Below are 21,394 nucleotides of genomic sequence, written 5' to 3' on the forward strand. Positions count from 1 at the left end.
CGTGGCGTTTCATCGATGTCAGGGCAGGGATGAAGACGCACGGAGCGCCTCGGTGCGACCTCATCGCGGCCGGTGCGAGCCTCGGTGTGCCGCCGCCCACGCGAGGGAGCGGCGACAGCGCGGCCGGGGCGGATGCGTGGCTACCGGAGCTGTTCGACTGTGGTGGTTCGGGGCTGGACGTCGATGTGCGTGATCTCCAGGAGCTGGTCGTCGACGGTGGCGAGGCGGTCCCGGGCGTCGGCGGGGAGGTGGACCGGTGAGCCTGCGGCCAGGGGCAGCAGGTGCAGGGTCACCTCGGCGCCGGGGTGGTGACCGGCGTCGATCAGGTTGACGATCCAGCGGGCGCCGTCCCAGAAGCGGTCGGTCACGGTACGGCCGTCGATGCGCAGCTCGCCCACGTCGCCGGCCCAGTCGATCCGGAGCAGCGGGTCGAGCGCGGGGTCGGCGGCCCACTCCGGCACGGCCAGGCGGTAGACGGCGGCCAGCTCGTCGAAGACGTCCGGGGCCGGGGCGGACGGGCGGCCGTCGTGCTTGCCGTAGCTGACCGGGACCGCCGTCGCCGCCGGACGCACCAGCTCAGCCACAACCGGCGAGGCCACAACCGGTGAGGCCGCCACCGGCGAGGTCGCAGCCGGAGAGGCCGCCACCGGCGAGGTCGCAGCCGGAGAGGCCGCCACCGGCGAGGCCGCGGGGACCGGCGCGGCTGCCCCGGGCACCTTCTCCACGGGGGCGAATGTCCGGGTGGCCGGGTGGTATGCCCGTACCCTCGCAAGCCCCTGCGCCTTGACCCGCACCCGGCCGGCAGCGTCCCACTGCAGCTCGTCGTCGCTGAGCAGGAGCCGGCGGGCGGGGGTCTCCACCACCCAGACCGAACCGGCCGTCGAGGCCGGGAGGACGAGGACGTCCAGCGTGCCGCATCGAACCGGTTCGAGACTCGGCACGATCTCGTGGACCTCGATGCCGGCAGGGCCCGCGACGGCCACCTCCGGCGCGATGCCCTCGTCGGCCAGCAGGACCAGCGTGGGGATCTCGCCGGGCAGCAGGGTGAGCGCGGTGGCGGTGGCCCAGGCGATCCGGACGCCGCCGGCGGTCAGGCCGACCGGCCAGCGGGCCAGGGTTCCGGGCGGGATGTCGACCGGCCGGGACGGGAACTCCACAACGAGATCGTCGAGTTCGACCCGGAAGCGGGCCTGCTCGTACGCGGCGAGCGGGAAGTGCGGCTGGTGCCAGGCCACGAAGACGAACCCGGAGGTGCCGTCGCTGCGCAGCGCCCAGCGCAGCGTCGAGCTGTCCTCGACCCCGGTCGGCCGCATGTCGGGCAGGGTGGACGGCATCTCGGCGAGCCGGTCGCCGAACGCGGCGAGGAACGCGTGCTGGCGGCGCAACTCGGCGTGGCTGGCGCCGAGCGCGCCGGCCTCCCCGATCGGCGCGTGGAAGTCGTAGCCGAGGCGCGGCAGATCGTTCGGGTACCCGGTGGCGTGCGACTCCTGCATCCCGTCCGGAGACGCCGGGTTGGTGCCGCCGGCATACATGTAATAGCCCTGCCAGGCCGAGCCGTTGCCGATCTTGCAGTGTGCGATGGCCGCGACGTCGAGGGCGTCCGGGCGCGGCCGCCGGTGGTAGGCGGTCGCCATCCCGCCGGCGAGTTCGCAGGTCGCGGCCGGGAAGAGGTCGGACGGGGTGCGCGGGCCGCCCTTGGCCGCCTCGATGTTCTGCGCGCGGCGCACGTCCGCGCCGATGCCGGGGTCGTCCCAGACGTGCGAGAAGAAGTAGTGGTCGCGGAAGTTCGGCGCCCACGGCGCGTCGGTCTCCACCCAGAAGCCGTCGCCGTAACCGCCGTAGAGCGGCAGCACCTCGCCCTCGGGCAGTTCGGCGCTGTCCCAGGCCGTGGCGGTCCAGATGGGCGCGGACATGCCCGCTTCGCGGGACAACCTCTTGAGGGTACGGAGATGCTCGGGCTGGGTGTAGAGCTCGTTCTCGATCTGGATGCCGAGGACCGTGCCGCGTTCGGAGGCACGCCCGTTCAGGGCCGTTCCGATCTGGCCGAACCACTCGCGGACCAGCTCAAGATAGGCCGGGTCGTCGGTCCGGTGCCGGACCGGCGCGTGCCGCACCCAGTCCGGGAAGCCGCCGTTGCGGGCCTCGCCGTGGCACCACGGACCGATCCGCAGCACCACGTCGAGGCCGGTCTCGACGGCCAGGTCGACGAACGCGGCGACGTCGAGGTTGCCGTCGAAGCGGGCCTCGCCCCGGCGCGGCGCGTGGTGCAACCAGAAGACGTAACTGGCCACCACCGTCACGCCGCCGGCCTTCATCTGCCGCAGGCGCTCGGCCCATCGCTCGCGCGGCACCCGGGAGTAGTGCAGCTCGCCGGAGACCGGGACGACCGGCACGCCGCCGAGCTCCAGGTAACGGTTGGTCAGCGAGATCCCGGCCCGCGCGTCTTCCTCGTTGCTCATCCGCGGCCGGCGCAGCGGCGTCGCCCAGGCGTGGTGGCGAACGGAGAGCGGCTCGGGCCACCTCGTTGGATCAGTGGGCACGAGAACCCCTCCTCGGATTTTGACTGTAACCGGTCACAGCCCGGCGTGGGCGAACGATACACAGCGCCCACGGGCTGAACGCAAGGGCTTGACACATGGCCGTAACACCAGCACTGTAACCGGTCACAGGGCCCGCCCCGCTTTTCCGGGTCCGTCCACGGCTCCCGTCCCCGGACCAAGCCGATCAAGGAGGATCGATGAAGATCACATACGTACCGCTCATGGCGGCTCTGACCGCAGCGGTCTTGTTCACCGGCACCGCCTGCACCAGTTCCGACTCGGGCTCCGACGCCGCCGACCCGGACGCGAAGGTCGCGCTGACCTACTGGACCTGGGCCCCGAACATGGAGAAGGTGGTCGCGGCCTGGAACGCGGCGAACCCGAACATTCAGGTGACTGTCAACAAGCAGGACGGCGGCGACCCGGCCGTCACCAAGCTGCTGACCGCGATCAAGGCGGGCTCCGGCGCGCCGGACATCATGCAGGCCGAGTACCAGAAGATTCCCACCCTGGTCTCGGCGGACGCGATCACCGACATCGCCGGTGAGGCCGGCTCGCTCAAGGACAGGTTCCCGGCCGGCACGTGGAACGGCGTCACCCTCGGATCCGAGGCCGTCTACGGCGTCCCGCAGGACTCCGGCCCGCTGATGTTCTTCTACCGCGCCGACGTGTTCGAGAAGAACGGCCTCGAAGCGCCGAAGACCTGGGACGACTACGCCGCGGCCGCCGAGAAGATCCACAAGGCGAACCCGAAGCAGTACGTCGGCACCTTCTCCGCGAACGACGCCGGCCTCTTCACCGGTCTCGCGCAGCAGGCCGGCGCCTCCTGGTGGGGCGTGAACGGCGACGCCTGGAGCGTCAACATCAACGACGCCGCCACCCAGAAGGTCGCCGCGTACTGGGGTGGCCTGGTGGAGAAGGGCGTCATCGACAACAAGCCGATGTACACCCCGGAGTGGAACGCCGCCCTCAACGACGGCACCCAGGTCGGCTGGGTCAGCGCCGTGTGGGCCCCGGGCGTCCTCGAGGGCAGCGCCAAGGACACCAAGGGCAAGTGGAAGGCCGCGCCCATGCCGCAGTGGGACGCCGCCAGCCCGGCGACCGGCAACTGGGGCGGCTCGGCCACCAGCGTGACGACCCAGACCAAGCACAAGGCGCAGGCCGCCAAGTTCATCACCTGGCTCAACAGCGACCCCGCCGCGCTGAAGCTGCTCGCCGCCGAGGCGAACATCTACCCCGCCGCGAACGACGCGAGCAGCGCGCTGAGCGCTCCCCCGGCGTTCTTCGCCGACCAGGCCGACTTCTGGACGATCGCCGCCGAGGCGGCCCGGACCACCAAGCCCTTCACGTACGGGCCGAACGTCAACGTCGCGTACAGCGCCTTCAACGACGCGTTCGGCAAGGCGGCCGAGGCGAAGCAGGCCAGCGCCTTCACCGCGTCGCTGGCGACCATGCAGCAGACCACCGTCGACGACCTGAAGAACAGCGGCTTCACCGTCGCCGGATGACCGTGCGCCCGGGCGGCTCGCGAGCCGCCCGGGCCGTACCGCAAGAAAGGTTCGGCGATGTCGCTGATCTTGGACAGGCCTGCCGTCTCCACGCCTCAGGTAGCCTCCCGCCCCCGGACCAGACGGACCGGCGTCCCGTACGCCTTCCTGGCCCCGGCCCTGATCCTCTTCACGCTCTTCCTGGCCGCGCCGATCGTCTACGCCGGATACCTGAGCCTGCGCAAGACCCAGGTGAGCGGCCTGGGCCTGGGCAAGGCCGCCCGGACCGAGGTGTGGGCCGGGCTGAGCAACTACGCCCGCTCGCTGACCGATCCCGACTTCCTGCCGAGCGTGTGGCGGGTCGGGGCGTACGGCCTCATCGTCGTGCCCACCATGCTCGGACTGGCCCTGCTGATGGCCCTGCTGCTGGACGCCGCCCGCACCCGGGAATCGATCAGCAAGTTCGCCCGTATCTCGATCTTCCTGCCGTATGCGGTGCCCGCCGTGGTCGCCTCGCTGCTCTGGGGCTTCCTCTACCTGCCCCGGGTCAGCCCGATCACCGACCTGTTCGAATCCGCCGGGATCACCGCGCCGAACCTGCTCTCCAACGACCTGACCCTCTGGGCGGTCGCGAACATCGCGGTCTGGGGCGGCACCGGCTTCAACATGATCGTCATCTACACCGCGCTGCGGGCCGTGCCGACCAGCCTGTACGAGTCGGCCCGGATCGACGGCGCCTCCGACGTCACCATCGCGCTCCGCATCAAGATCCCGATGGTGATGCCCTCGCTGGTGATGACGTTCGTCTTCTCGATGATCGCCACCCTGCAGGTGTTCGCCGAGCCGATGACGCTCAAGCCGCTGGCCAACACGATCTCGACGACCTGGACGCCGCTCATGAAGGTGCACCGGGACGCGTTCACCCGCAACGATCTGTACGCGGCCGCCGCCACCTCGGTGATCATCGCGCTGGCCGCCTTCATCCTGTCCTTCGGCTTCCTGAAGCTCGTCGGGCGCCGGGCCTTCAGCCAGGAGGACTGATCATGGCTCTTGTTGCTTCCGCGCGGCCACGGCAGAGGCGCAGCGCTCTCGCCACCACGCTCCTGCTGCTCGGCGCCGCGTACTGCCTGCTGCCGGTGCTCTGGGTCCTGATCGCCTCCAGCAAGAGCGCCGGCGAGCTGTTCTCCACGTTCACCCTCACGCCGAGCACCCACCTCTGGGACAACCTGGTCGGCCTCAACGGCTACCGCGACGGGCTGTACTGGCGCTGGATGGCGAACACCGCCCTCTACGCCGGCGTGGGCGCGACCATCTCCACCTTCGTCTCGGCGATGGCCGGGTACGCCCTCGCGAAGTTCGAGTTCCGTGGCAAGAGCTTCGTCTTCAACCTGATCCTGGCCGGCGTCCTGGTGCCCGGCGTCCTGCTGGCGATCCCGCAGTACCTGCTGCTGGCGAAGGCCGGCATGACGAACACGTACTGGGCGGTGCTGCTGCCCAGCTTCATCAGCCCGTACGGCATCTACCTGGCCCGGATCTTCGCGGCCGCGTCGGTGCCCTCGGAGATCCTGGAGGCCTCCCGGATCGACGGCGCGGGCGACTGGCGGACCTTCACCCGCGTGGTCCTGCCGATGATGCGCACCGGTCTGGTGACCGTCTTCCTGTTCCAGTTCGTGGCCGTCTGGAACAACTTCATGCTGCCCTACATCATGCTCGGCGACGACCAGCTCTACCCGATCACGGTCGGCCTGAACGGCCTGCTCAACCAGGGCGCGAACCAGCCGGCCATGTACACCGCGGTGGTCACCGGCGCGCTCGTCTCGATCGTCCCGCTGATCGCGCTCTTCCTGGCGTTGCAGCGCTACTGGCAGGTCGACCTGGCGGCGGGTGGCGTCAAGGCATGACTATGATCCCGAACGTGTCACCCTCCACCGGCCAGGCAGGGCGTAAACGCCCCACCATCCGCGACGTCGCTCGCGAGGCCGGGGTGTCCTACGCGACGGTGTCGCGGGTCCTCAACGGCCGCGACTGGGTCAGCCCGGAAGCCGTCCGCGCGGTCAACGACGCCATCTCCCGGACCGGGTACACGACCAATCAGCACGCCCGCTCGCTGGCCACCGGCCGGTCCGGCTCGATCGCGTTCCTGCTCACCGAGCCGCAGCACCTGCTCTTCGAGGACCCGAACTTCTCGGTGCTGCTGCGCGGTGTCGCGCAGGCGCTCTCCGACCGGGAACTGACGCTGATCCTGATGATCGCGTCGACACCGGAGGAGCGGAACCGGACCCTCGCGTACCTCTCCGGCGGTCACGTCGACGGGGTGCTGCTGGTCTCCCCGCACTCCGGCGACCCGCTGCTCAAGCAACTGGTCCAGGCCGAGGTCCCGATCGTCGCGTGCGGTCAGGTGCTCGGCTTCGAGGACTCGATCAGCTCGGTCTCGGCCGACGACTGGGGCGGCGCCCGGACCGCGGTGGAGCACCTGCTCGCCGCCGGATGCCGCCGGATCGCCACGATCACCGGGCCGCAGGACACGTTCGGCGGGGTGTTCCGGCTGCGGGGGTACAGCGACGCGCTGACCGCGGCCGGCATCGCTGTCGACCCGGATTACATCGTGCACGGCGACTGGAGCCGGGAGAGCGGCGCGGCCGGGATGCGCGCGCTGCTCGACCGGGTCCCCGAGGTCGACGCGGTGTTCGCCGCGTCCGACGCGATGGCCGCGGCCACCCTGCCGGTGCTGCGCGAGGCCGGCCGGGACGTGCCCGGCGACGTCCGGATCGTCGGTTTCGACGACTCCGGGCTGGCGGCGACCACCGAGCCGCCACTGACGACCGTCCGGCATCCGCTGGAACGGATCAGCGAGGAGATGGTCCGGCTGCTCACCGATGTGATCGCCGGCCGTACCCCGCTCTCGATCACCGTGCCGACCAGCCTGGTGATCCGCTCCTCCTCTCCCGCCTGAGGCGCTCCGCCCCGGCCTCGGGAGATCTACGGCACCATTTCGCCCCTTTTGTTCGTAAAGGAGTGTCATGAGATCCGTCCTCGCGATCGCCGCCGTCCTCGCGGCGATCCTCATCCCCGCCCCTGCCGTCGCTTCCCCCGCCGCGCCTCCGGGCCTGGCGATGCGCGGCGCCGACGTGTCCACCCTTCCCCGCGCGCTCGACCTGGGAGCTGCGTTCTACGACTTCCGCGGCCGGCGCGACAACCCCTACGACATCCTCAAGCAGGCCGGCGTCAACTACGCCCGGCTGCGCATCTGGAACGACCCGACCAGCGGGTACAGCAACAAGGCGCAGGTGCTGAAGCAGGCCCGCGCGATCAAGGCCAAGGGCCTCAAGCTGCTGATCGACTTCCACTACTCGGACACCTGGGCCGACCCCGGCAAGCAGTTCACCCCGGCCGCCTGGGAGGGGCACGATTTGGCTCTGCTGACGAAGGACGTCTACGACTACACCTACGACGTCTGCGCCTCGCTCAAGCGGCAGGGCACCACGCCGGACAGCGTCCAGGTCGGCAACGAGATCAACGTCGGCATGCTGTGGCCGGTCGGATATGTCAGCAACAGCGACTTCGGCCCCGTCTCCCAGCTGCTCAACGCCGGTCACGACGCCACCAAGGCCTGCAACCGCTCGACGAAGGTCCTGATCCACACGGCCCTGGCCGGCAACATCGACGCGGCGCACTGGTTCTACGACGGGATCACCGCGGCCGGCGCCCGCTGGGACATCACCGCGCTCTCCTACTACTGCATGTGGCACGGCTCGCTCGCCAACCTCGCCACGGTGATCACCGACGTCCGGGCGCGGTACGCGAAGCCGGTCGTGATCGCGGAGACCGCGTACCCGTGGACCACCGAGAACTTCGACCACCTGGAGAACATCATCCTGTCGCCGGCCCCGTGCGACGGCATCCCGGCCACCCCGCGCGGTCAGGCGCAGCAGTTCGCCGCGGTGCAGGAGACCGCCCGGTCGGCCGGGGCGCTCGGCGTCTTCTACTGGGAGCCGACGTGGACCGCCGTCGACGGCAACGGCTGGGACACCGAGGACATCGAGAACTCCGGCAACGCCTGGGAGAACATGGCCACCTTCGACGACGGCGGGCGGATCAACCCGTACATCAGGTGGGTGAAGTAATGCGGCTTCTCCGGATGCTCCTGATCGCGGCGGTGCTGGTCACCTTCACCCCGTCGCCCGCGCAGGCCGCCTCGCTGACCATGCTCGGCGCCGACGTCTCGTCCCTGCAGCGCAGCCTCGACCTGGGCGCCAAGTACTACCGGAACGGCGCCGCGACCGACCCCTACGACATCCTCAAGGGCGCCGGCGCCAACTACATGCGGCTGCGCGTCTGGAACAACCCGGCGAGCGGCTACAACAACAAGGCCAAGGTCCTCCAGCAGGCGAAGGCGATCAAGGCGAAGGGCCTCAAGCTGCTGATCGACTTCCACTACTCGGACACCTGGGCCGACCCCGGCAAGCAGTACCCGCCGGCGGCCTGGGCCGCGCACTCGCTCGGCCAGCTGCAGACCGACGTCTACAACTACACCTACGACGTCTGCACCGCGCTCAAGGCGCAGGGCACCACACCGGACAGCGTGCAGATCGGCAACGAGATCAACGTCGGCATGCTCTGGCCGCGCGGCCAGGTCGTCAACAGCGACTTCGCCCCGCTCGCGTCGCTGCTCAAGCAGGGCTACCGGGCCACCAAGGCCTGCAACAGCTCGACCCAGGTCATGATCCACACGGCGAACTCGGACAGCCTCGGCAACGCCCGCTGGTTCTACGACGGCATCAGGGCGGCCGGCGTCACCTGGGACGTCACCGCTCTGTCCTACTACTGCATGTGGCACGGCACGCTGGCGAACCTCTACAACGTCATCACCGACCTCCGCGCCCGGTACGCCAAACCGGTCGTCGTCGTGGAGACCGCGTACCAGTTCACCTCCGCCGACGCGGACAGCGAGAAGAACTCCATCCCGGGCACCGTCCTCTGCGACAACATCCCGTCCACCTTCGCGGGCCAGGCCCAGCAGTTCTCCTGGGTGCAGAACACCGCCCGCAACGCCGGCGCGATCGGCGTCTTCTACTGGGAACCCACCTGGTACGCCATCAAGGGCAACGGCTGGGATCCGGCGAACATCAACGGCACCGGCGACGGCTGGGACAACATGGCCACCTTCGACTGGACCGGCAACGTCAATCCCGGGCTGAGGTGGACACCCTGACCTCGCCCGCCGGGGAGGCGACACCTCTAAGCAGCGCGCGTAACGGTCACGAAGCGAGCGTGACCCCGGTCAGCTGACGCCAGCCGGTCAGCGCGCCCTCCCGAGCCGCCTCGGCGAACCCCGTGTCGCCGAGGCGGCGGCGTGCCTCCCGCTCGATGCGATCCAGGTCCGGGTGGGACGCGTCACGCAGCCCGCGCAGGCCGGTGCTCGCCCCGAGCAGCCGGGCCGCCTGTTCCGGCTGGTCCCGGCGCAGCGCCAGGTCGGCGACACCGACCAGGACGCCGGCGATCAGCGTGGCGTGGCCCGCCTCGGCCGCCGCCCGGCAGGCCGACGCGTGGTGTTCCCGGGCCTCACCGAGATCCCCGGCGATGCGCCCCAACAGGTCGTCGGCGACCGCCCGGACCGTCGCCTGCTCCGCCTTGTCGCCCAGCACCGACATCGCCGCCTCGATCTGCCGGCGGGCCTCGGGGGCGTCGCCGCGCAGCCGGGCGAGGTTCGCCTTCGCCAGGGCGAGTTCGGCGAGAGCGTCCGGCCAGGTGACCCGCTCCGCGCACCGCTGCGCCTCGGCGATGGCCGCCGCGCCGGCCGCCTCGTCGCCGAGCATCCAGTACAGCTCCGCCTGCCGGCCCCGCATACCGATGGCGTCCTCCAGGGCGCCGACCTCGGTCACCACGGCGATCGCCTGCTCGTAGAGCTCACACGCGCGGGCGAGCTCGCCCCGGACGGCGATCCGGTCCGCGAGCTCGGTGAGCGCGAAGTAGATGCCGAAGCGTTCACCCTGTTCCCGGAACTCGGTGAGCGCGTCCTCCAGGTAGGTGTCGGCGTCCGCTCCGGCGTACCCCAAATTGATCCTGGTCTTGCCGAGATGCAGCCGGGCGAGCGCGCGCACCCACGGGTCGGGGTTGGACAGCAGTGAGTCCCAGGCCGGCAGGGAAGCCTCCAGCCCCTGCAGCAGCCGCTCCAGCGGGACCACCAGGTCGAGCAGCGGGCTGCCGGCCCCGATCCGCTGCCGCAGCTCGTACGCCTTGCGGATCCACGCGGCCGCCTGGTGCTCGTCGGCCCGGCCGGAGCCCGCGAAGTGCACGACGAGCGCGTAGACCGGCGCCTGGATCTCGTCCGGGACCGTGCCGGGCACCTCGGTGGCCGCGGTGATCAGCTCGGCGCCCTCGGCCTTGTGCCCGCTGAACCACCAGTACCAGCCGGCGGCGGCCGCGAGCCGCATGGCCTGCTCCGCCTCGCCGGCCGCGATCGCGCCGCGCATCGCCGACCCGATGTTCTCGTGCTCGGCCTGCAGCAGCGCGAGCCACCGCAACTGGTCGGCGCGGCGCAGATGCGGTTCCGCGGTCTCGGCGAACGCGGTGAAGTACGCGAGGTGCGCCCGCCGGGCCGAACCCTGCTCCCCCGCCTCGGCCAGCCGCTGCGCCGCGTACTCCATGATGGTGCCGAGCATCCGGTAGCGCGGGGCGTCGTCGCCCTCGCTGACCAGCAGCGACTTCTCGGCGAGCGAGGTGAGCAGCTCCAGCACGTCCTCCGGGTCGACCCCGCCGCCGGAGCAGACCCGCTCGGCCGCTTCCAGGCTCGCCCCGCCGGCGAACACCGCGAGCCGGCGCAGCACCATCCGCTCGGCGCCGGTGAGCAGCTCCCAGCTCCAGTCGACCACCGCGCGCAGCGTCCGGTGGCGTGGCAGCGCGGTCCGGCTGCCCCCGGTGAGCAGCCGGAACCGGTCGTCGAGCCGGTGCGCGAGCTGGTCGAGAGTCATCGTGCGCAGCCGGGCCGCGGCCAGCTCGATGGCGAGCGGCATGCCGTCCAGCGCCCGGCAGACCCGCACCATCGTGGCGAGCGTGCGGGCGTCCGACGCGAGGTCCTTGCGTACCGCCTGCGCCCGGTCCCGCAGCAGCTGGACCGCGGGCGAGGACGCGATCTCCTCGATCCCGGCCGCACGCCCGGGCACCGTGAGCGGCTCGACCTGCCACAGCGTCTCACCGGTGATGCCGAGCGGCTCCCGGCTCGTCGCCAGGATCCGCAGCCGCCGGCACTCGCCGAGCAGCCGGTGCGCCAGCGTCGCCGCCTGCTCGATCACGTGCTCGCAGTTGTCCAGGATCAGCAGCACCTCCCGCTCGCGGATCGCGGTGACGAGCCGGTCGGTGAGATCCATGTCCGGCGCGCCGGCGAGCAGCGCGTCCCGCAGGCCGAGCCCGGTGATGGCCGCCTGCGCCACGTCACCGCCGGCGCCGATCGGGGCGAGCTCCACCAGCCAGGCGCCGTCCGGCAGGTCCGCGACGAGCGTGCGCGCCACCTCGGTGGCGAGCCGGGTCTTCCCCGAGCCGCCCGGCCCGATCAGGGTGGTGAGGCGATGCCCGGCGACCAGCTCGCGGACCGCCGCGACGTCGCCGCCCTTGCCGACGTAACTGGTCAGCTCGGCACGCAGGTTGGTCCGGCGATCCGCCTCCCGCTGCCCGCCGCCGCCGCGGAGCAGAGCGACGTGCAGGGCGGCGAGCTCGGGCGACGGGTCGACGCCGAGCGCGTCCGCCAGGGCCTCCCGGGTCCGCTGGTAGACAGCGAGGGCCTCGCTGCCGCGCCCGGCCGCCACGAGCGACCGCATCAGCGCGGCGACCAGCCGTTCCCGCAGCGGGTGCGCGGCCACCAGGCCGGTCAGCTCGGTGACCAGCTCGGCGCCGGCCTCGGCCGCGTACCGGTCCTCCAGCGCCGCCAGGCGCAGGCCCTCGAGCCGGGTGACCGCCGCGCCGAGCGCCATGCTGTCCGGCAGGCCGACGTCCTGCATGGCCGCGCCCCGCCACAGCGCGAGGGCGGCCCGCAGCCGGTCCAGCCGGTCGGGGCCGTCGTTGTCCCTGATCAACCGCTCGAACCGCACCGCGTCCACGGCGTCCGGGTCGACGGCCAGCCGGTAGCCGTCGGTCTGCCCCTCGATCGAGCCCTCCGGCAGCAGTTTGCGCAGCCGGGAGACCAGCCGCTGGAGGGCGTTCGTCGCGTCGGCGGGCGGATGCTCACCCCAGATCCAGTCCACCAGGGTCGCCCGCGGCACCACCCGGCCCGGTTCGAGCGCGAGCGCGATCAGCAGCCCGCGCAGTCGCGCGCCCGGAACGTCGGTGAGGTCGCCGTCGTCCGTGCGAACCTCGAACGATCCGAGTACGCCGATATGCACCAGCAGATCTTGCCACGCACCGGTTTCCCGGACGCGACCGCTGACGGCTGCCTTTGATCTTTCCGGGCGGTGGCGTCCGTACCACCGGGCACGCACGTCACGGGAGGCAGGCACATGGTCAGCATCGGAACGGCACGAACCCGGCGGCCGGACGCGGTCAGCGGCTCCGCGATCGTCCTCACCGCCAACACGGGAGTGCTGGCGTTCCTCACCGCGGTCGGGGCGCTGTTCCTGCTCTTCCTCTTCGGCGACGAGGACGGCACCTGGCAGCGCCTGTGGCCGCTCGTCGCCGGCTGGGTGGTCGCCGCCGGGCTCGCCACCGCCAACGCGGTGGTGACGGTCCGCTTCGCGCGCCGGCCCGCGGACGCGCCGCGCCCGGCCGACGCCGCGGTGGCGCTGACCACCGCCGTGGTCGCGACGCTGCTGCTGGCGCTCTCCGCCTCGACACCCGGCGTGGTGCTGGCCGCGGCGCCGTTCGCGCTGGCCAACGCGGCGGCGGCGTGGTTCCTCTACAGCGCGGGCCGCGCCACGGCGCCGGACGCCGCGTTCCCGGAGACCGGCGGCTTCACCGAGTCCGACCTGGACCTGTTCACCGAGAGCGACCTCCTCGCTGACGACCTCGGCACGCCGGAACAAGCGCACTATCTCGACAGGCCGGAACAGGCCGACGATCTCGGCACGCCGGAACAGGCTGGGGATCGCGGCGCGCCGGACCAGGCCGCCGAGCCCGCCGCGACTCCACCCCCGGCTCTCCGCCGCCGCCCTCGCCGGCGCAGCCGGGCGGCGCTGCACACGCTCCGCGGCATCCAGCTCCCGCGCCGCGCCACGATCCGCTAGACCACGCGGCTAGATCAGGCCGCTTAGATCAGGCCGCTTAGACCAGGCCGCTTAGACCAGGCCGCTTAGACCGCGGAGAGCGCCGGGAACGTTCCGTAGGGACCGACCGGACCGGACGCCATGGTCATCCGCAGGCTGCCGGTCGGCACCCGTTCCAGCGGCGGCAGCACCGGCGGCCGCGCGGTGACGCCGAGCGTGATGTGCGGCCGGTAGTCCTCCCCCACCAGCCCGAGCGGCGGCATCCCGAGCCCCAGGAACTCCCGGTGCAGGGCGTCCAGGCCGGGCCGCCGGATCACTTCGAGCCCGAAGTAGTACCCACCGGACGGAACGTAGTAGTCACCGGGCGGCACCACCGCGTACAGCAGCCCGGTCACCGTCACTTCAAAAGACCTTTCCCGGTACGGGTGAGCAGCCGCCACGATCGCCGGGACCCGATCGTCCGCGCAGTCCACGTGCAGCACCGACACGTGCGGCGGGGCCTCGTCACCGAGCAGCATCAGCGGCTCCCGGCCGGCCCCGATCGCATGGGACAGATCCACCAGGGCCCGGGACACGCTCGCCTCGGGCACCAGCACCACTCCGTAAGCCACGCCGATCACGCCTTCCCACCTGTGCGCGCCGAGGCGACCATTGTGTCAGGATGCCGCCCGCCGCGGAGACGCGACGGGCGGCATCGTGACACGCGGTGCGGATCTCAGACGGACGTGGACTCCGACGCGGCGTTCGCGGAATCCGCCTGCGGCGCCGGGGTGACGCGAGCGGGTGACGGCGCCGTCGACGGCGTGCGCTCCAGCGCGGCGCCCTCGACGTCCAGCTCCGGGAGCCAGCGCAGCCAGGACGGCAGCCACCAGGCGGACCGGCCGAGGAGAGCGAGCGCCGCCGGTACGGCGATCATGCGGACGATGAACGCGTCGAAGGCGATACCGACGGCCAGGGCGAACGCGATCGGCTTGATCGTGTCGTTGCCCTCGGGGACGAACGCCGCGAACACCGCGAACATGATGGTGGCGGCGGCCACGACCACCGGGGCGGCCTGCCGGAAGCCGGTCACGATCGCGTCCCGCGGCGACGCGCCGTGTGCGTGCGCCTCGTGCATGCGGGAGACCAGGAAGACCTGGTAGTCCATGGCCAGACCGAAGAGGATGCCGACGATGATGATCGGCGCGAGGCTCAGGATCGGGCCGGTGGAGCCGGCGTTGACCGCGTCGGCGGCCCAGCCCCACTGGAAGACGGCGACCGTCGCGCCGAACGCCGCGCCGATCGTGAGCAGGAAGCCGAGCACGCCGACGACCGGCACCAGGATCGAGCGGAACACCAGCACCAGCAGCACGAACGCGAGGCCGACGACGAGCGCGAGGTAGACCGGGAGCGCGTCGTTGAGCTTCTGCGACACGTCGATGCTGACCGCCGTGTTGCCGGTGACGTAGACCTCGGCGCCGTCGGAGTCCGGAACCGTGTCCCGGATCGCGTGGACCAGGTCGACGGTCTTCTGGTCCTCGGGACCGGACGCCGGGATGATCGTGATGAGAGCCGCCGACTGGTCCTGGTTGGGCTGCGCAGGGGTGGCCAGAGCGACGTCCGGCAGGGCCGCCACCTGCTTCTGCACGGTGGCCGCGTACTGGACCGCGTTCGGGCCGTCGACGAGCACGAGCAGCGGGCTGCTCACGCCCGGACCGAACCGGCTGTCGATGATCGACTGTGCCTTGGCCTGGGTGCTGCCCTCGGCGGCACGCTGGTTCAGCGTGGTCTGCATCGAGAAGAACGGGATCGCGATCACGGCGAGCGCCGCGACGGCGAGCACCAGGCTGATCGTACGCTGGCGGGTGACGAGGTTCGCCCAGCCCTTGATGAAACCGCGGCCGTCCGGCAGCTCGCCGTTCGAGAAGACCACGCCGCGCTGCTTCTTCGGCAGGGCGCGCACCCCCATGAAGCCCAGGATGGCCGGGACCAGGGTGATCGCGACCAGCACCGCGATCACGATCGTGGCGGCGGCGGCCAGACCCATCTCGGTGAGGAACGGGATGCCGACCACGGAGAGGCCGGCCAGGGCGATCACCACGGTGAGGCCAGCCGTGACGACGGCGGAGCCGGCGGTGCCGACGGCCATCGCGGCGGCCTCCTCGACCGGCAGGCCGCGGCGCAGCTCGTGCCGGAACCGGGTCACGATGAACAGCGCGTAGTCGATGCCGACGGCCAGACCCAGCATCACCGCCAGGATCGGGGTGGTGGACTGCAGGTCGACGAAGCCGGTCAGGGTGACGATGCCGGCCGCGCCGATGCCGACGCCGACGATCGCGGTCAGCAGGTTCATGCCGGCGGCGACGAGCGAGCCGTAGGTCAGCGCCAGCACGATCAGGGCCACCACGACGCCGAGGATCTCGGAGGCGCCGCCGATGTCGGCCGGGTTGCTGAGCGCCTCGCCCTCGGCCTCGACGGTCATCCCGAACGCGCGGGCGTCCTCCACCTTGTCGATGATCGATTCGCGCTGCTCGTCGGTGACCAGCGACGGCTGCACGTCGAAGGTGACGGTGCTGTACGCCGCGACCTGATCCCGGGAGACCGTCGGGTTGGCCTGGTCGAGCGGGTTGCTGACCGACACCACACCCGGCACCTGGGCCAGCGACGCGACGGTCTTCGCGATCTGCGCCGCGTTGTCCTGGCCGGTCACCGTCTCACCGGCGGGCGCCTCGAACACGACCTGCACGGTGGCGCCGGCCGACGCCGCGCCGAACTTCTCCTTCATCAGGTCCAGGGCCTTCGTCGACTCCTGGCCCGGGATGCTGAAGGTGTTCGCGGTGGTGCCGGAGAGGGTGGCCGCGCCGACCCCGACGGCCACGAGAGCCAGCAGCCAGACGACGGTGACGACGATTCTGTGCCGTACGGACGCCAGCCCGAGGCGATGCAACAACGTTGCCATGAGGGTTCCCTTGTTCAGTGTGTGCTGTGTCCGAGAGCGTCGTAACCGACCTCGGCGAGGCCGGACATGGCATCGGGGCCGAAGACGTCACGCAGGGCCACGCTGGCCACCGCGATCGCACCGAGGGCGCCGACCTTGCGCAGCGCACGAGCCGAGTCGCAGAGGAACTCCTCACCGAACGCGGCAGTGACCGCCGCACCGATCTCGGTGAGCGCCTGGCCCATCTCGCTCTCCGGCTCGCTGACCAGGGAGGAGAGGAGGAGAGCCACAGCGCCCGGCTGGGCCAGCGCCAGCTCGGCCACAGCGGTGATCACGGCCCGGTCCCGCTCCGGCCCCACCGGCAGATCCGACACTCCGGTGGCGGTGTCGCGGATCTGCTCCACGCAGCGCCCGATGACCGCTTTCTGCAGGGCCTCCTTGCTGGGGAAGCGATGCAGCAGCCCGGTCTTCGAGTAGCCCACCGTGTCCGCGATGCGCTGCACCGACGTCTCCCGGAAGCCGTGCCGGGCGAAGAGGCCGGCCGCGGCGTCGAGGATCTCGTCATCGATCTGCTGCTTGGTGGGGCGGGGCATAGGGACCACGGTAGTCCGTCATGGACCAGGATGGTCGGTGAGGGACCGTGGCGGTCCCCACACCGTGTTCTGCTAGGTTTCCCGGTTCCCGCCGAGGAAAGGGATAAACCCGGCGAGGTACGGGTCCGGCCCGTCCACCGCCTTCCCGAAGACCACGTCGTCCCCGTCGCACTCGACGTGATAGACCGGAAGAAAGATCGGAGAGATCCCGGTCGTCGTGGCGGTCACCGGCTCGACCGGCCCGGTGAAGTCACCGGCGTCCCGGCGTGCCAGCAGCCCGTCCACCGCATCGCCGGGCAGCGGCCGCCCGCCGAGAGCCCGGAACACCGTCCCGTCCAGCGTCAGCGACGGCTCCGCCAGCCACACCGAGCGGATCACCGTCGGGTACGGCACGGGCTCGCCCCGGAACCCGTCGAACCGCAGCACCAACCGGCGTCCCGACGCCAGCTGGTAACGCCGGCCGTCCGCCACCGAACGGCGGCCCAGCGCGGTCAGGCTCAGCTTGTCACCGTCCCGGACCAGGTGCCCGATCCCGGCGAGGTGGCGGACCGCCCGCGCCACGAGCGGCTGCTCCACACCGAGGAACTCGGCCAGTTCGGCGGTCCGGGTCAGGCCGCCCTCGGCGACCGCGCGGGACAGGTACCGGTCCAGCACGTCGTAGGACTGGGACTCCCGTACGGTCGCCGTCACCTCGACCGCCCACATCGGCAGCAGCAGCGGAACGATCCGCCGGGGCCGGACCTCCGGAAGGGCGCTCACCCGCCGTTCTATCTCGGTCAGCGGCAGGTGGGCCGGTTCGGTCATGGCGCGCTTCGCAGACGTACGCGATTAGCGGCCGGCGCCCCCTCCAGGAGACGGTCCAGCACGCTCGTGGTGAGCAGCCCGGCCACCTCGTCCGGCACGAGCGCCGCGCCGACGTCACGCAGCGGCCCGCGACCCGCGTCACCGGCGAGCACCGCCCGGCGGGCCCGGACCAGCGGCACGAGCGCGGACGGCAGCGCGGTGCGACCCGCGTCCACGAGCACCACCAGGTCGAACTCCAGGTCGCCGTGGTCCGGACGGCCCGCGCCGAGGCAGGTGGTCGCCACCACGTCGGCGTATCTCAACAGCTCCGCGTGCAGCTGGTCGCTCGGCCGGGCGGCCCGCTGACGCCACTCAAGCAGCAGCCCGGCCCGGTTGCGCAGCACCGGCTCCAGACCGGCGCAGTGCTCGGCGAAACCGGACAGGCCCGGCACGTCAGCGGTCCACGCCGGCTCCGCGGCCACGCCGTCGAGGAGATGGCACAGCCGGTGCGCGGAACGTTCCGCGGACTCCAGGGCACGGTGCGCGGCCAGGTCGGCGAACGCGGCACGGTCGGCGGCGGCCCGGACCGCGGCGTCCTGCTCCACGTCCTTCTCCCGGCGGTCACGGTGTTCCGCGTACTCCTGGCGGGCCCGCGCCAGCGCCTCCCGCGCCTGGTCCGCGGCCGGGGTCGCCACGGCCAGCCGGTCCCGCAGACGCCCGGCCCGCCACCGGCCGAACCGCGACCCCTCCGCCCGGCGCAGCGACGCACCGAGCCGCTCCACCGCGTCACCGGCGAGCGCGGCGGCCCGCTCGGCCACCTCGACGGCCCGCTGCCGCTCCCGGACCGGGCCACCGAGCCGCTGCCGGGCCGCCTCGGCGATCGCGTCCCGCTCGGCGCAGGCCCGGTCGGCGCGCTGCCGTTCCTGCTGGGCTTCGGCGAGCGCGCTGGTCAGGCGTTTCAGCCAGCCCATCGCCGGCGAGGGCTCGCCGAGCCACGGTTCGAGCTGGTGCGCGGCGGCCTGCGACCGGGCCAGGATCCGCCGCTGCGTCTCGGCCGCCGCCACAGCGACACTGCCCGGTCCCCCGCCGGCCTGGTCGGCACGCACCACGATCGGCCCGGGCGGCAGCCGGGTCATCACGGCATCGACGGCCGCCGGTTCCGGAGCGGTGATCAGCACCCGCTCACCGCGCTCCGCGGCGGCGCGCACGATCTCCACGACGGTGAGCGTCCGGGCCGCGCCGGGCGGCGCGACGAGACAGAGCAGATCCGGTACGGCCAGCGCCCGCCGCACCGCCTCAGCCCGGTCCGGGGCCGGCGCTTCGTCGGCGAAGCGTGCTCCCGCTCCCCCGGCCGACGCGGCCCGCCCAGGCACACCCTGCGCCGGGCCGTCCGAGGGCGCGGCCGGCCAGGGCGGGCCGGGTGGGGCGAAGCGGCCCTCGGCCAGCAGCGCGAGCAGGCCCGGGTTGGCGGTGGCGCCGACGCGGAGGCGGACGATCGCGTCGCGCTGGATGCGTTCGGCCAGACCGGCTTCGACGAATCCGGCGCCGCGCCCCGCCGGGACCCCGTCGGCCGCCGGACCCGCCGGGACCCGGTCGGCCGCCGGATCCGCCGGGAGCCGGTCGGCCGGCGGATCCGCCGGGAGCCGGTCGGCCGCCGCGTCGAGCTCGTGAGCGGCGACCACCGCGAGTTCCAGGGCGGCACAGAAGCGGTCGTTCCGGTACCGGACCGGCTGCTCTACACGGGCCGGTCCCGGCGGATGCCGGCGCTGCCCGGGCCGGCTCCGGCCGGCGTGCCCCGGACCGCCGGACCGCTGTCCCGCACCGGAGGAGGCATCGACGCCGATGGAACCGTCGCCACCCGGCTCGTGGCGATCGCGGTCGTCGCGATCTAGATCGACAGGGGTCGACGCCATCCGCTCACCATAGATGCGCTCCGGCAACCCCAACAAACACCCGTTGTGCGCTTTCCTTCAACAGAGCCGCCTGGAAGCGCTCCCACGCACGATCATCCCCGTACCGTGCATCCCGGCACGGTGCGCGCCAACCCGCCAAGATCGCGAGCGGCGCGGCGGGGCGGGACAGGGCGGGCGCCGAGGGCCTGACTCGTCACGCTGGTCCGGTGTTTGACGGCTTCTCCGCGGTGGTGATTCGATCAACTCTCCCGAACAGATCGGACCTGGAGTCATGCCCGTGGTTCTTCCCTCAGCTGACCTGCTCTTCGTCGGCGGCCGGGTCTTCACCGCCGACCCGGCCCGCGGCCACGCCACGACGGTCGCGGTGCGGGGCGGCCGGATCCAGGCGGTCGGGACCGACGAGGTACGCGACCTGGCCGGCCCGGACACCGAGATCGTCGACCTGCGCGGCCGGCTGCTGATCCCCGGCTTCCAGGACGCGCACGTGCACGCGGTGATGGGCGGCGTCGAGCTGAACCAGTGCGACCTGAGCAACACCACCGATGTTGACGAGTACCTGCGGCGCGTCCGGGCGTACGCCGACGCGCACCCGGAGCTGGAGTGGATCTCCGGGGGCGGGTGGGCGATGGAGAGCTTTCCCGGCGGGGTGCCCGGCCGGGAGCTGCTGGACCGGGTGGTGCCGGACCGGCCGGTGTTCCTCTCCAACCGCGACCACCACGGCGCCTGGGTGAACAGCCGCGCCCTGGAACTCGCCGGGATCACCGGTGACACCCCGGACCCGGAGGACGGCCGGATCGACCGGGCGCCGGACGGCTCCCCCTCCGGCGGGCTGCAGGAGGGCGCCATGCGGCTGGTCACCGACCTGCTGCCGGAGACCACCGCCGCCGACCGGCTGGCCGGCCTCTACCGGGGCCAGGAGCTGCTCTTCTCGCTCGGCGTCACGGCCTGGCAGGACGCGATGGTGTGCGCGACGAACGGGTACCCGGACGTGTCGGACGCGTACCTGACCGCGGCGCGCGACGGCTCGCTGCGGGCCACCGTGGTCGGCGCGCTCTGGTGGGACCGGGACCGGGACGCGTCGCAGATCCCGGAGCTGGTCGCGAAACGCGAGACGTTCAGCGTGGGCCGGCTGCGCTGCGACAGCGTGAAGCTGATGCTGGACGGGGTGGCGGAGAACTTCACGGCCGCGATGACCGCGCCCTACCGGGACGGGTGCGGCTGCGCCACCACGAACACCGGGCTCTCCTTCATCGACCCGAAGTCGCTGCCGGACTATGTGACGGCGCTCGACGCGCTCGGTTTCCAGGCGCACTTCCACGCGCTCGGCGACCGGGCGGTGCGCGACGCGCTCGACGCGGTGGCCGCTGCCCGGGCCGCGAACGGGTTCCGGGACACCCGGCCGCACCTCGCCCACCTGCAGGTGGTGCACCCGGACGACGTGCCGCGCTTCCGGGAGCTGGGCGCGAGCGCGAACCTGCAGGCGTACTGGGCCTCGCACGAGCCGCAGATGGACGAGTTGACCATCCCGTTCCTGGATCCGGCGGCGGCCGTGCACCAGTACCCGTTCGGCGATCTGCTCCGGGCCGGCGCGCACCTGGCGGCCGGCAGCGACTGGCCGGTCACCACCCCGGACCCGATCGAGGCGATCCACGTGGCGGTGAACCGGGCGCACCACGGCAGCGACTACCCGCCGTTCCTGCCGGGGCAGGAGCTGGATCTCGGGACGGCGCTGACCGCGTACACGGCGGGGTCGGCGTTCGTGAATCATCTGGACGACCGCGGGGTGATCCGCGCCGGGAACGTGGCCGACCTGGTCGTGCTGGACCGCGATCCGTTCGCCGCGCCGGCCACCGAGATCGGTGCGACCTCGGTGGCGCTCACCTACGTCGACGGCCGGCTCGTCTACGCCGCATGAGAAAAAGCGCATGAGAAAAGCCGCATGGGCATGACCGCATGAGAAAGGCCGCACA

The 21,394-nt window shown here is 72.1% G+C and carries 16 protein-coding genes; 9 read left to right on the forward strand and 7 right to left on the reverse strand.

What is annotated here, in order from left to right:
- Positions 1–140 precede the first annotated feature (140 nt).
- Entirely contained in the window at positions 141–2,540 is a 2,400-nt protein-coding gene (locus AB0F72_RS06020) for a beta-galactosidase (RefSeq protein ID WP_360425860.1), read from the reverse strand.
- 197 nt (positions 2,541–2,737) lie between these two features.
- Between AB0F72_RS06020 and AB0F72_RS06025 the strand changes: the two genes are divergently transcribed.
- The 6 genes from AB0F72_RS06025 to AB0F72_RS06050 all read left to right on the forward strand — a co-directional run bounded on the left by AB0F72_RS06025 (position 2,738) and on the right by AB0F72_RS06050 (position 9,239).
- The gene (locus AB0F72_RS06025) at positions 2,738–4,048 is read left to right on the forward strand and encodes an extracellular solute-binding protein (RefSeq protein ID WP_360425862.1); all 1,311 of its coding nucleotides are present in this window, start codon (positions 2,738–2,740) and stop codon (positions 4,046–4,048) included.
- A gap of 57 nt (positions 4,049–4,105) precedes the next feature.
- Positions 4,106–5,068: a sugar ABC transporter permease gene (locus tag AB0F72_RS06030; protein ID WP_360425865.1), complete on the forward strand. Its 963-nt coding sequence runs from the start codon at positions 4,106–4,108 to the stop codon at positions 5,066–5,068.
- Positions 5,069–5,070: 2 nt separating this feature from the next.
- On the forward strand, positions 5,071–5,928 hold the full coding sequence (locus tag AB0F72_RS06035; protein ID WP_360425868.1) for a carbohydrate ABC transporter permease: 858 nt from the start codon (positions 5,071–5,073) through the stop codon (positions 5,926–5,928).
- Positions 5,925–6,980: a LacI family DNA-binding transcriptional regulator gene (locus tag AB0F72_RS06040; protein ID WP_360425871.1), complete on the forward strand. Its 1,056-nt coding sequence runs from the start codon at positions 5,925–5,927 to the stop codon at positions 6,978–6,980. Before AB0F72_RS06035 ends, AB0F72_RS06040 begins: the two co-directional genes overlap by 4 nt.
- 67 nt (positions 6,981–7,047) lie before the next feature.
- Positions 7,048–8,151, forward strand: a complete 1,104-nt coding sequence (locus AB0F72_RS06045; RefSeq protein WP_360425874.1) for a glycosyl hydrolase 53 family protein — start codon at positions 7,048–7,050, stop codon at positions 8,149–8,151.
- Positions 8,151–9,239 carry a glycosyl hydrolase 53 family protein gene (locus AB0F72_RS06050; protein WP_360425877.1) on the forward strand — a complete coding sequence of 363 codons (1,089 nt, stop codon included), beginning with the start codon at positions 8,151–8,153 and terminating at the stop codon, positions 9,237–9,239. The genes AB0F72_RS06045 and AB0F72_RS06050 overlap by 1 nt, the downstream gene beginning before the upstream one ends.
- 46 nt (positions 9,240–9,285) lie before the next feature.
- On the opposite strand, the gene AB0F72_RS06055 is transcribed toward AB0F72_RS06050, so the two are convergent.
- Positions 9,286–12,402 carry a BTAD domain-containing putative transcriptional regulator gene (locus AB0F72_RS06055; protein ID WP_360425880.1) on the reverse strand — a complete coding sequence of 1,039 codons (3,117 nt, stop codon included), beginning with the start codon at positions 12,400–12,402 and terminating at the stop codon, positions 9,286–9,288.
- A gap of 114 nt (positions 12,403–12,516) precedes the next feature.
- Here AB0F72_RS06055 and AB0F72_RS06060 point away from each other — a divergent pair, with 114 nt between their 5' ends.
- Positions 12,517–13,239 (forward strand): hypothetical protein, encoded by a 723-nt coding sequence (locus AB0F72_RS06060; RefSeq protein WP_360425883.1) that lies wholly within the window; start codon positions 12,517–12,519, stop codon positions 13,237–13,239.
- Between the two features lie 65 nt (positions 13,240–13,304).
- Here the strand turns inward: AB0F72_RS06060 and AB0F72_RS06065 are convergent, their stop codons facing one another.
- From AB0F72_RS06065 to AB0F72_RS06085, 5 genes are all read right to left on the reverse strand, one after another.
- Positions 13,305–13,838: a 2'-5' RNA ligase family protein gene (locus AB0F72_RS06065; protein ID WP_360425886.1), complete on the reverse strand. Its 534-nt coding sequence runs from the start codon at positions 13,836–13,838 to the stop codon at positions 13,305–13,307.
- A 95-nt stretch (positions 13,839–13,933) separates the two neighbouring features.
- Positions 13,934–16,156: an MMPL family transporter gene (locus AB0F72_RS06070; RefSeq protein ID WP_360425889.1), complete on the reverse strand. Its 2,223-nt coding sequence runs from the start codon at positions 16,154–16,156 to the stop codon at positions 13,934–13,936.
- A gap of 14 nt (positions 16,157–16,170) precedes the next feature.
- The gene (locus tag AB0F72_RS06075; protein WP_360425891.1) at positions 16,171–16,728 is read right to left on the reverse strand and encodes a TetR/AcrR family transcriptional regulator; all 558 of its coding nucleotides are present in this window, start codon (positions 16,726–16,728) and stop codon (positions 16,171–16,173) included.
- A 72-nt stretch (positions 16,729–16,800) separates the two neighbouring features.
- Positions 16,801–17,532: a hypothetical protein gene (locus AB0F72_RS06080; RefSeq protein ID WP_360425894.1), complete on the reverse strand. Its 732-nt coding sequence runs from the start codon at positions 17,530–17,532 to the stop codon at positions 16,801–16,803.
- Entirely contained in the window at positions 17,529–19,193 is a 1,665-nt protein-coding gene (locus AB0F72_RS06085) for an AAA domain-containing protein (protein WP_360425897.1), read from the reverse strand. The genes AB0F72_RS06080 and AB0F72_RS06085 overlap by 4 nt, the downstream gene beginning before the upstream one ends.
- Between AB0F72_RS06085 and AB0F72_RS06090 the strand changes: the two genes are divergently transcribed.
- Positions 19,179–19,403, forward strand: coding sequence for a hypothetical protein (locus AB0F72_RS06090; protein WP_360425900.1), 225 nt, complete (start codon positions 19,179–19,181; stop codon positions 19,401–19,403). The genes AB0F72_RS06085 and AB0F72_RS06090 overlap by 15 nt on opposite strands.
- Positions 19,404–19,695: 292 nt before the next feature.
- Positions 19,696–21,339: an amidohydrolase gene (locus AB0F72_RS06095; protein ID WP_360425902.1), complete on the forward strand. Its 1,644-nt coding sequence runs from the start codon at positions 19,696–19,698 to the stop codon at positions 21,337–21,339.
- Positions 21,340–21,394 lie beyond the last annotated feature (55 nt).

It is taken from the genome of Actinoplanes sp. NPDC023936, from assembly GCF_040639325.1.
Classification (GTDB): Bacteria; Actinomycetota; Actinomycetes; order Mycobacteriales; family Micromonosporaceae; genus Actinoplanes.

What these genes read in the sequence shown, in the direction of transcription:
- AB0F72_RS06030 (WP_360425865.1), top strand. Translation starts at nt 4,106, where the DNA reads ATGTCGCTGATCTTGGACAGGCCTGCCGTCTCCACGCCTCAGGTAGCC.
- AB0F72_RS06095 (WP_360425902.1), top strand. Translation starts at nt 19,696, where the DNA reads ATGCCCGTGGTTCTTCCCTCAGCTGACCTGCTCTTCGTCGGCGGCCGG.
- AB0F72_RS06080 (WP_360425894.1), bottom strand. Translation starts at nt 17,532, where the DNA reads ATGACCGAACCGGCCCACCTGCCGCTGACCGAGATAGAACGGCGGGTG.
- AB0F72_RS06075 (WP_360425891.1), bottom strand. Translation starts at nt 16,728, where the DNA reads ATGCCCCGCCCCACCAAGCAGCAGATCGATGACGAGATCCTCGACGCC.
- AB0F72_RS06050 (WP_360425877.1), top strand. Translation starts at nt 8,151, where the DNA reads ATGCGGCTTCTCCGGATGCTCCTGATCGCGGCGGTGCTGGTCACCTTC.
- AB0F72_RS06070 (WP_360425889.1), bottom strand. Translation starts at nt 16,156, where the DNA reads ATGGCAACGTTGTTGCATCGCCTCGGGCTGGCGTCCGTACGGCACAGA.
- AB0F72_RS06035 (WP_360425868.1), top strand. Translation starts at nt 5,071, where the DNA reads ATGGCTCTTGTTGCTTCCGCGCGGCCACGGCAGAGGCGCAGCGCTCTC.
- AB0F72_RS06025 (WP_360425862.1), top strand. Translation starts at nt 2,738, where the DNA reads ATGAAGATCACATACGTACCGCTCATGGCGGCTCTGACCGCAGCGGTC.
- AB0F72_RS06040 (WP_360425871.1), top strand. Translation starts at nt 5,925, where the DNA reads ATGACTATGATCCCGAACGTGTCACCCTCCACCGGCCAGGCAGGGCGT.
- AB0F72_RS06045 (WP_360425874.1), top strand. Translation starts at nt 7,048, where the DNA reads ATGAGATCCGTCCTCGCGATCGCCGCCGTCCTCGCGGCGATCCTCATC.
- AB0F72_RS06060 (WP_360425883.1), top strand. Translation starts at nt 12,517, where the DNA reads ATGGTCAGCATCGGAACGGCACGAACCCGGCGGCCGGACGCGGTCAGC.